At 73.2% G+C, this 8,660-nt stretch carries 14 protein-coding genes; 4 read left to right on the forward strand and 10 right to left on the reverse strand.

Annotated features, from left to right (window positions below):
• From OZN99_RS19235 to OZN99_RS19265, 7 genes are all read right to left on the reverse strand, one after another.
• On the reverse strand, nucleotides 1–399 hold a 399-nt coding region (locus OZN99_RS19235; RefSeq protein ID WP_270936882.1), incomplete at its 3' end, for a transcriptional regulator.
• A 91-nt stretch (nucleotides 400–490) separates the two neighbouring features.
• Nucleotides 491–1,558, reverse strand: a complete 1,068-nt coding sequence (locus OZN99_RS19240) for an EscU/YscU/HrcU family type III secretion system export apparatus switch protein (protein WP_270936883.1) — start codon at nucleotides 1,556–1,558, stop codon at nucleotides 491–493.
• A 3-nt stretch (nucleotides 1,559–1,561) separates the two neighbouring features.
• The gene (locus OZN99_RS19245) at nucleotides 1,562–2,344 is read right to left on the reverse strand and encodes a flagellar biosynthetic protein FliR (protein ID WP_270936884.1); all 783 of its coding nucleotides are present in this window, start codon (nucleotides 2,342–2,344) and stop codon (nucleotides 1,562–1,564) included.
• The gene (locus OZN99_RS19250) at nucleotides 2,341–2,619 is read right to left on the reverse strand and encodes a flagellar biosynthetic protein FliQ (RefSeq protein WP_270936885.1); all 279 of its coding nucleotides are present in this window, start codon (nucleotides 2,617–2,619) and stop codon (nucleotides 2,341–2,343) included. Before OZN99_RS19250 ends, OZN99_RS19245 begins: the two co-directional genes overlap by 4 nt.
• Before the next feature lie 92 nt (nucleotides 2,620–2,711).
• Nucleotides 2,712–3,008: a flagellar hook-basal body complex protein FliE gene (locus OZN99_RS19255; RefSeq protein WP_270936886.1), complete on the reverse strand. Its 297-nt coding sequence runs from the start codon at nucleotides 3,006–3,008 to the stop codon at nucleotides 2,712–2,714.
• A complete protein-coding gene (gene flgC / locus OZN99_RS19260) occupies nucleotides 3,005–3,412 on the reverse strand; it encodes a flagellar basal body rod protein FlgC (RefSeq protein WP_270936887.1) in 408 nt (135 codons plus the stop codon). The genes OZN99_RS19255 and flgC overlap by 4 nt, the downstream gene beginning before the upstream one ends.
• Nucleotides 3,413–3,444: 32 nt before the next feature.
• Entirely contained in the window at nucleotides 3,445–3,876 is a 432-nt protein-coding gene (locus OZN99_RS19265; protein WP_270936888.1) for a flagellar basal body rod protein FlgB, read from the reverse strand.
• 97 nt (nucleotides 3,877–3,973) lie between these two features.
• Between OZN99_RS19265 and OZN99_RS19270 the strand changes: the two genes are divergently transcribed.
• From OZN99_RS19270 to OZN99_RS19285, 4 genes are read left to right on the forward strand one after another with little or no spacing between them, the layout of a single operon-like run.
• Nucleotides 3,974–4,225, forward strand: a complete 252-nt coding sequence (locus OZN99_RS19270; protein ID WP_270936889.1) for a hypothetical protein — start codon at nucleotides 3,974–3,976, stop codon at nucleotides 4,223–4,225.
• Between the two features lie 37 nt (nucleotides 4,226–4,262).
• Entirely contained in the window at nucleotides 4,263–4,532 is a 270-nt protein-coding gene (locus OZN99_RS19275; protein ID WP_270936890.1) for a flagellar biosynthetic protein FliO, read from the forward strand.
• Complete coding sequence (gene fliP / locus OZN99_RS19280) at nucleotides 4,529–5,251, forward strand: flagellar type III secretion system pore protein FliP (protein ID WP_270936891.1); 723 nt, start codon at nucleotides 4,529–4,531, stop codon at nucleotides 5,249–5,251. Before OZN99_RS19275 ends, fliP begins: the two co-directional genes overlap by 4 nt.
• 60 nt (nucleotides 5,252–5,311) lie before the next feature.
• Nucleotides 5,312–6,721: a hypothetical protein gene (locus OZN99_RS19285; RefSeq protein ID WP_270936892.1), complete on the forward strand. Its 1,410-nt coding sequence runs from the start codon at nucleotides 5,312–5,314 to the stop codon at nucleotides 6,719–6,721.
• Here OZN99_RS19285 and speE read toward each other — a convergent pair whose 3' ends face one another.
• The 3 genes from speE to OZN99_RS19300 all read right to left on the reverse strand — a co-directional run.
• Nucleotides 6,722–7,591 (reverse strand): polyamine aminopropyltransferase, encoded by an 870-nt coding sequence (gene speE / locus OZN99_RS19290; RefSeq protein WP_270936893.1) that lies wholly within the window; start codon nucleotides 7,589–7,591, stop codon nucleotides 6,722–6,724. It abuts the gene before it with no gap.
• Between the two features lie 74 nt (nucleotides 7,592–7,665).
• Complete coding sequence (speD, locus tag OZN99_RS19295; protein ID WP_270936894.1) at nucleotides 7,666–8,118, reverse strand: adenosylmethionine decarboxylase; 453 nt, start codon at nucleotides 8,116–8,118, stop codon at nucleotides 7,666–7,668.
• A gap of 198 nt (nucleotides 8,119–8,316) precedes the next feature.
• Nucleotides 8,317–8,660 (reverse strand): hypothetical protein (locus OZN99_RS19300; protein WP_270936895.1); only part of this gene is annotated, 344 nt, incomplete at its 5' end.

The following is an 8,660-nucleotide window of genomic DNA, read 5'->3' on the forward strand; positions in this document are numbered from 1 at the left end:
GGAGGCGTTCTGCGCCGACTGCTCGGCCGCGGCGACGGGCGCCACGCGCAGCAGCGCGCCGCTGTCGCGCAGGCGCCGGCGCTCCACCTGCACGCGCGGCGTGCCGGCACTGGCCAGCGCGACCTCGATCTTCCGCCCGGCATCCAGCGCCGACATCATGACGGAGCGCATCTCCGGCGAGACGAGCACGTTCATCGGCATGCCGGCACGCAGCGGCAGCGTCGGCCCGCAGAGCCGCGCCAGTTCAGGATTCCAGGCCACCACGCGGTCGCTGGTGTCGAGCAGGGCGAGGCCGGGCGACGCGGCTTCCAGCAGCGCGCAGAGCGCAGGATCAAGCTGGCCGCGTGTGGTGCGGCTGCGCAGCAGGGCCTCCAGCCCGCCCCAGCGCGGCTCCGCCATCAGGGCATCCTTCCGTTGCGCGCGCGTCCCTGTCCCGGCCCCTGCACGACTGTGTGAGGCAAGTCAAGTATGCGCGATGTTGCAGGCGTGCTCATGCACCCCTCGCGGCGCCGCGCCCCGCACGGCGCCAGACGAAGGCGATGATCTCGGCGACAAGCTGGTAGTGCTCGGCCGGGATCTCGGCCCCCAGTTCCAGCCGGTGCAGGGCGCGGGCGAGCGGCGGGTTGGAGACCATCGGCACGCCCGCCGCCTCCGCCGCGGCGCGGATTCGCGCCGCAACCTCGTCCACGCCCTTCGCGACCACGCGCGGCGCCGCGTCGCCGCCGGCGTAGGCCAGCGCCACGGCGTAGTGGGTCGGGTTCGTGATCACCACGGCGGCGCGCGGCACCTCCGCCATCATCCGCACCCGCGCCCGGCTTTCGCGGATCTGCCGCCGACGCGCGCGGAGCATCGGGTCGCCCTCGTTCTCCTTCAGCTCCTCGCGCAGTTCCTGGCGCGTCATCCGCAGCATACGCAGGTGCTGGAAGCGCACCCAGAGCAGGTCGAGCAGCGCGATCGCCGCGAAGGCCGCCAGCGCCGCACCGATCAGCCGCAGCGCGGCGGCGAAGGCGGCCTGCAGCATCGTCCCGGCCGGGGCATGCAGAACGCCCTGCAGTTCGGCCGGGTCGCCCATGGCGTACCACAGCGCGGCGCCGACGAGCGCCAGCTTCAGCAGGCTGCGCACGAACTCGGCCAACCCCTCCATGCCGAACAGGCGCTTCAGCCCGGCCCAGGGATTGATCTTGTCGAGCCGGGGCCGCAGCGGCGTGGCGGAGACCAGGCCGCGCGTCTGCAGCAGGGTCGCCGCGATGGCGCCGGTCGCCGCCGCCGCAGCCACCGGCAGCACCAGCAGCAGCGCCAGCCAGCCCAGCGCGACCGCGCCTTCCACCATCGCGATCTCGTGCCCGCGTTCCAGCAGAGCGCGCATCGCCTTCAGCAGGTCGAGGCCGAGCGGCGGCAATGCCAGCAGCGCTGCCAGGCTGGCGAGCAGCAGGGCCCCGAAGCCCGCCGCCTCGCGCGAGAGGGCGACCTGGCCCTGCTCCCGCGCGCGCTCGATCCGCCGCGGCGTCGCGGCTTCCGAGCGGTCGGCGGGATCGGGCGCGTCCTCCTGCTCGGCCATGGCTCAGCGGGCGGCGGGCAGGGCCTGGAAGGCGTCCTGCAACGCGGCGCCATAGGCCAGCAGCAGCGGCGGCGCGAGCAGCATCAGCAACGCGATACCGGCCAGGATCTGGCCGGGCACTGCGACGAAGAAGGTCTGCACCTGCGGCGCCAGCCGCGCGAGCAGCCCGAGCGCCAGGTTCAGCACCACCGCCCCCACCACGAAGGGTGCGGCCAGCCGCAGCGCCAGGCCGAGCGAGGCGGCGCCCGCCAACGCCATCGAATCGGCCGCCATGCCGGCGGGCAGCGGCGCGCCGGCGGGCAGCAGCGCATAGCTCTCGACCAGGGCGCGCAGCGCGACGGCGTAGAGGCCGCTGGCCAGCACCAGCACGGCGGTCGCAAGGCCGAAGGCGCGGCCCAGCGCCGTGCCCTGCGCGCCCAGCGCGGGATCCGTCATCAGCAGGCCCTGCAGCCCGATCAGCGTCGCGATCAGCTGGCCCGCCATGGCCAGGGCGAGCGCCAGGACGCGCGCCAGCCCGCCGAGCCAGAGGCCCACCACCACCTCCTGCGCGATCAGGCGCAGCGCCTCGGCGCCCTCCGGCGGGGCGGCGGGCAGGCCCGGCGCCAGCACCGGCAGCAGCAGCGCCAACAGCGCCAGGCCCAGCGAGAGGCGGATGGTCGGCGGCACCTCCTGCTCGCCCAGGCCGGGCAGCAGCATCACCGCGGCACCGAGCCGCGCGAAGACCAGCACCGCCTGGAAGGCGAGGTCCGGCAGCGCGGCGACCAGTGCCCAGTCCGCATCCGTCACCGCACGCCGCCCAGCATGACGGCGCGGTCGAACAGCGTCTCGGTCCAGCCGCGCATGACGTTGAGGGTGAAAGGACCCAGCAGCAGCATCAGCGCGCCGCAGATGATCAGCTTGGGCAGGAAGGCGAGCGTCGCTTCCTGCACCTGGGTCAGCGCCTGGAGCAGCGAGACGACGAGGCCGACGGCCAGCACCGCCAGCAGCGGCGGGCCCATCACCTGTAACGATACCCACAGCGTCTCGCGCAGCGCCTGCGCCAGCGCCTCTTCGGTTCCCACGGAGATCCTCTCCGGCCGATGCGGAAGGCGGGGACGTCATGCCCCCGCCATGACCCTCCCCCGCGCGAGGGGACGGAAAGCTGGCGAGGGCCTCAGATCGGCATGCGCATGACCTCCTGATACGCGCTGACCACCCGGTCGCGCACCGCGACAGCGGTCTGCAAGGCGAGTTCCGCTCGGGAGATCGCCAACACCGCCTCCGTCACGCCGCCCTGGCCGAGCATGGCGGCGGTGGAGGCCGCTTCCGCGCTGCGGCCGATTTCCACGCCCTGCTGCAACGCGCGCTGCACCAACCCGCCGAAGCCACCTTCCGACGCTGCCTCCGGCGCGCCGGCGGCGGCGCGGTAGGCCGCCGCCGCGGCGGCGCCGATGCCGCCGATGCCGGTCACCGCAGCGCCTCGATCGCGCGGGTCAGCATGGCCCGCGTGGTCTCCAGCACGGAGAGGTTGGCGCTGTAGCTGCGCTGCGCCTCCCGCATGTCCATCACCTCGACCAGGCCGTCCACGTTCGGCGTCTTGACGTAGCCGCGCGCATCGGCGGCCGGATGTCCGGGCTCGTAGCGCGTCGGGAAGTCGCCGGGCGCGGTGCCGATGCGGGAGACGCCGACGGTCTCGACGCCCAGCGCGCGGTCCACGCGGTTGGCGAAGCTCACGGTGCGGCGGCGATAGGGGTCGGCGCCCGGCGCCTCCCCGGTGCTGTCGCGGTTGGCCAGGTTCTCGGCCACAACGCGAAGCCGCGTGGTCTGCGCCGCCATGCCGGCGGCCGAGATGCGCAGCGCCCTGTCGAGGTCCATCGGCGGTCCTTTCCCCCGTCCCGCACCACGTCTCAGCGGCCGAGCGTGATGCGGAACATGCCCGTGAAGCTGCGATGCACCGCCATGGCCAGCGCATGCGCCGTATCGGTCTCCGCGATGCGGAGCGCCTCGCGGTCCAGAGAGACGGCGTTGCCGTCCGGTGTCACCTCCGCGGCGCCGCGCTCGGTGCGTGCGTTCAGCGCGGCCAGCGTGCTGCCGGCGCCGTGGCCGGGCTGCGTGCGCGCCAGCGACAGCCGAACCGCGCCCGCCAGCTCGCGCTGGAAGGGCGTCAGGTCGCGCGGCAGGAAGCCCGGCGTGTCGGCATTGGCGACGTTCTGCGCCAGCACGGATTGACGCCGGTCCAGCCAGTGCAGCCGGTGCTCCGCCAGCGCCAGCGGGTCGCCCGGCGCGCGGCCCGCTGCCCGCCCGGAGACCCGCCCAGCCATGCCTGCGATCGCGTCCATGCCGGCAGGCTGCATCGGAAAGGGTGAAGGAAGCGTGACCCGGCAGCGGGGCCGATGCGCAACGCTTCCTTCATCCTTGGCGGCCTAGACCCGCGCGATGTCCGCCCTCGCCCACCAGACCCAGGCCGTCCGCGCCGCGATCGAGGCGATGGACGGCACCATCGCCATGGCGCGCGCGCTGGTCGAAGGCGGACGGCGGGTGGACCTCGCCGGGCTCGACCGGGAGACGGTGTCGCTCTGCGCCGCGGTGATGGCGCTGGATGCCACCGCCGCGCGCGACCTGCGCCCCGCGCTCGAAGCGCTGCGCCGCCAGGTGGACGGGCTGGCGGCGCGCCTCGCCCAGGACTGACCCGCCAACCCCTCGCGCGTCCCAGGATGGAGACCGCATGCACGAGATCGGCCTCACCGGCCTGCTGACGGCCCTGGCGGCGCTGGCCGGCGTGCTCGGCGCACTGGTGCTGGTGCTGCGCGGCCTGCGCGCCACCGGACTGGCGCGACAGGCGGGGCGACGCCTCGCCGTGACCGAGGCGGTGGCGCTGGATGCGCGCCGGCGGCTGGTGCTGGTGCGCTGCGACGGGCGCGACCTGCTGCTGCTGACCGGCGGTGCGCAAGACGCCGTGGTGGGATGGCTGCCCGTGCGGGAGCCGCAGGCATGAAGGCCGCCCTGCTTGTCGCGCTGTTCCTCGCGCCGGGCGTCGCCTTCGGCCAGAGCCTGAACCTCGACCTCGGCGGACAGGGTGCCGGGGCGACGGCGCGGCTGGTGCAGCTGACCGCGCTGATCGGGCTGCTCTCCCTCGCACCGGCGCTGCTGGTGATGGTCACCGCCTTCGCCCGCATCGTCATCGTGCTCGCGCTACTACGCAGCGCCATCGGCGCGCCGGCCATCCCGCCCAACCCGGTGCTGGTCGCGCTGGCGCTGTTCCTGACGCTGTTCGTCATGGAGCCTGCGCTGCTGGCCAGCTGGGAACAGGGCATCCGCCCGATGTCGGAGGGCACGCTGAGCGAGATGGAAGGACTGGCCGCCGCCGCTGAGCCGTTCCGCCGCTTCATGGCGGCCCAGGTGCGCGACGCGGACCTGGCGCTGTTCCTCGACCTGGCGAACCTGCCGCAGGCGCCGGCCGAGCAGGCGCCCTGGCGCGCGCTGATGCCGGCCTTCCTGGTGGGGGAGCTGCGCCGCGCCTTCGAGATCGGCTTCCTGCTGTTCCTGCCTTTCCTCGTCATCGACCTGGTCGCGGCCAGCGTGCTGATGTCGCTCGGCATGATGATGCTGCCGCCCACCGTGGTGGCGCTGCCCTTCAAACTGGCCTTCTTCGTGCTCGTGGATGGCTGGCGGCTGGTGGCCGGCAGCCTGGTGCAGGGCTTCGCTGCCGGCTGAATCGCTGGACAGCGCGCCGCGCCGCGCCGCATCGTGGCACGGTGAGCTTCCGGTAGCCCAATGCGCCTGCCTCTGCTGCTGCTGCTGTTCGCGCTCCTCCTGCCCGGGCCGGCAACCGCCCAGGGCCAGGTGCGGGGCTCGCAGCTCGTCGAATGCAACCCGCCGGGCACGGCGCGCGGCACGGGCTCCGGCTTCACCACCTTCGAGACGCTGGCCGAGTTCCTCAACCGCAGCGCCGGCTCGCTGCGCCTGGACGGGCCGGTGCGGCAGCGCGCCACCGCGGTGCCGACGCTGGAATTCAGCGTCGCCCGCCCCCCGGCGATCGCCCCCGACGTCTGGCGCTTCGGCACCTGGTTCGAGGTGGTCGCCTATCCGGCCGACCGTGCCGGCGGCAGCCTCGCGGCGCGCGACATCACCAAGGGCGTGGTGCTGCCGCCTGCCCCGGATGCGGAGCGCACCACCGTGGTCGCGCGCTTCCCCGCGCTGGAGCAGGGCTGGTGGCCGTCCCGCTGGGAGGTCGTGCTGCTGGTCTGCGTCTCGCCGCCGCGCGATCCCGGCTCGACGGCGGAGGTGCAGCGCGCGATCGAGCTCTATGCGCGCGAGCCGCTCTTCGCCTCCACGCTGCGTCTCTCCGCGGCATCGGCGGTGCTGGTGGTGCTGGCGCTCTACCTGGCGCTGGCGCTGGCGGCGATGCAGGTGCAGCGGGCCCAGCTGACGGAGTTGCGCCAGCGGCTCGGCCCGGCCGCGCCGTCCGCCCTGGCCTATGCGCTGCGCCCGACCACCATCGCGCAGGACAGCTTCGGCTTTGCCAGCCTGTCGCGCTTCCAGATCCTGCTGTTCACCCTGGCGCTGACCGGCGTCTACGCCTTCGTCCTGATGCGCACGGGAGAGCTGCCGACGCTCTCCACCTCCGTCCTCGCCCTGCTCGGCATCACGCTGACCGGCTCCGCCCTGGCGCGGGCGACGGAAGGCTCATCGGTGGAGACGGCAAACCGCATCTGGCTGCTGGGCACCGGCGTGCTGGACACCTCGCCCCGCATCCCCGCCTGGTCCGACCTGATCGCCAGCGACGGCGAGATCGATGCCAGCCGCGTGCAGGCGCTGGTGTTCAGCCTGTTCGCCGCAGTCGCGCTGGTGGCGTTCGGCACGGCGGACCTGCAGAACTTCGCCATCCCCGACGAGCTGAACTACCTCATCACCATCAGCCAGGGCGCCTATGTCGCCGGCCGCGCCCTGCCGCGCGATTCGGCCAGGCGGCTGAACGAGGAGGTGCGGACGATCCGGGATGCGGAGACCCGCGTCCTGCTGGACCCGAACGACGCCGCCGCCCGCACCGCCTTCGAGACGGCGCGCAACGCGCTGGCCTCGTCGCTGCTCGACGTCTTCGCGGAACGCTTCGACGACCAGCGGCTGCGGCGGCTGCAGCCGGGCGAGCGCACCCCGCCGCCGCCCCCGCCGCCGCGCGCCTGATCAGCGCCGCGGCAGGTGGCGCGCGATGTAGGGCGGCAGGTTGAAGGCCCCGACATGGATCTCCGGCGTCCAGTAGCCCGTGGTGTCCAGCACCCCCGCGACGTCGGCCCGCCGCCGGATCTCCTCCACGCCGACATGGCGCAGCGCCTCGGCCTTCGCCGCCCAGCCCAGCGTCATGAAGCCCCCGACATAGGTCGGCACGGCGGCGACATAGGCCCAGACGTCGGGGAAGGACCTGGCCCGGCGCAGCGAGGTCTCGCGCAGCTCCTCCGCCTGCATGGCCGGCACGCCACACTGGTTCACGATCAGCCCGCGGTCGGAGAGGATGCGGGCGGAGTTGGCGTAGAACTCGTCGGTGAACAGCACCTCGCCCACGCCGATCGGGTCCGTGCTGTCCACGATGACGGCGTCGAAGCTGCCGGCCTCCGCCTGCCGGACGTAGTCGATGCCGTCGCCGGTGATCACCTCGGCGCGCGGGTCGGTCCAGGCATCGCCGGCGATGCCGGGCATGAACTCCTTGGCCAGGCGCATCACTTCGCCGTCAATCTCCACCATCACGGCCTTCTCCACCGTGCGGTGCTGCAGCACGCGCTTCAGCACGCCGCCGTCGCCGGCACCGATGATCAGCACGCGCTTCGCCGCGCCATGCGCCAACAGCGGCACATGGGTGATCATTTCCTGGTAGACGAACTCGTCCATCTCGGTGATCTGCACCACGCCGTCCAGCAGCATGACGCGGCCATGCGTGTGGCTCTCGAAGACCATGATGTCCTGGAAATCGGACTTCACGCGGGCGAGTTCCCGCTTCACCAGGAAGCGCTGGCCCCATTCGGCGTAGAGCGTCTCGTTCACCCAGGAATCGGTCGGCATGGTGTCACCCGTTCGTCACAGAAAAGGGGCCGGACCTCGCGGCCCGGCCCCTCTACACGGTTCGGCGCGGAGCGTCAGCCGATCAGGCCGCGCTTGTGCTCGGCCAGTTGCACGCGCTCGGGCTGGAAACCCTTCTTGAGCGCGGGGATCGCCTTGGCCGGGTCGCATTCGCCGCACATGAAGATGTCGATGGCGGCGTAGTCCCGCTCCGGCCACGTGTGGATGGAGATGTGGCTCTCCGCCAGCACCAGCACGCCCGAGACCCCGCCATTCGGCGAGAAGTGGTGGAAGTGCCCGTGCAGGATGGTCGCGCCGGCCGTCAGCGCGCCTTCGCGCAGCACGGCGTCGATGTGGTCGGGATCGTCGAGCTTCGTCGCCCCCCAAAGGTCCACGATCAGGTGGACGCCGGCGTAGCGCAGGCCGCCGCGGTTGATAAAGTAGTCGCGCTCGACCTCAGGCAGGTCGTTGTCGATCCGGGTGTCGCTCGGCATGTCCGAGACCATCCCCGGTTGGACGAGAGCTTCCATGATGTGGACCCCTTCCAGCCAGCAGATGACCTTGGTGGCCGCGATAGGCGGCACCTCGTGGGGTCAACGGCCGGCGCATATGGGGCAAGGGGGCCGGGGGTGCAAGCGGAATCGGGACCCTTGGGCCGAAAAAAACGCGGCCGCCCCCCGCGGGGCACGCGGGGCTTCACCGGCTGCCCCCCGGGGGAAACCGGAGACTTACCTTGCCGCCCCCGTCCCTGCCCGCAAGCCCTCCAGCCGCGCCGGCAGCGCGCGGGCGAGTTCAAGCTCGCGGCGCAGGCGCGGCAGGTCGCCGATGCCGCCGATGCGGCCGGCCGTCATCAGGGCGAAGGCGTCGTCGAAGGCGCCCCCTTCCATCCTGGCCGACTCCGCCTGCCGCAGGGCAGCCAGGCCGGCTTCGTCGCCGGCCAGCGCCAGCAGCGCGGCGGCACGGGCCACCAGGCGACGCGCCGGTTCCTCCAGCGGGGCAGGCGCGGGCGGCACCACAGCGGTCAGGTGCGCGCGCATCGCCTCGGCGGCACCTGCCCAGTCGCGCTGCGCCG

Origin of the sequence: Falsiroseomonas oryzae, from assembly GCF_027856955.1 — a bacterium.
Lineage (GTDB): Bacteria > Pseudomonadota > Alphaproteobacteria > Acetobacterales > Acetobacteraceae > Falsiroseomonas > Falsiroseomonas oryzae.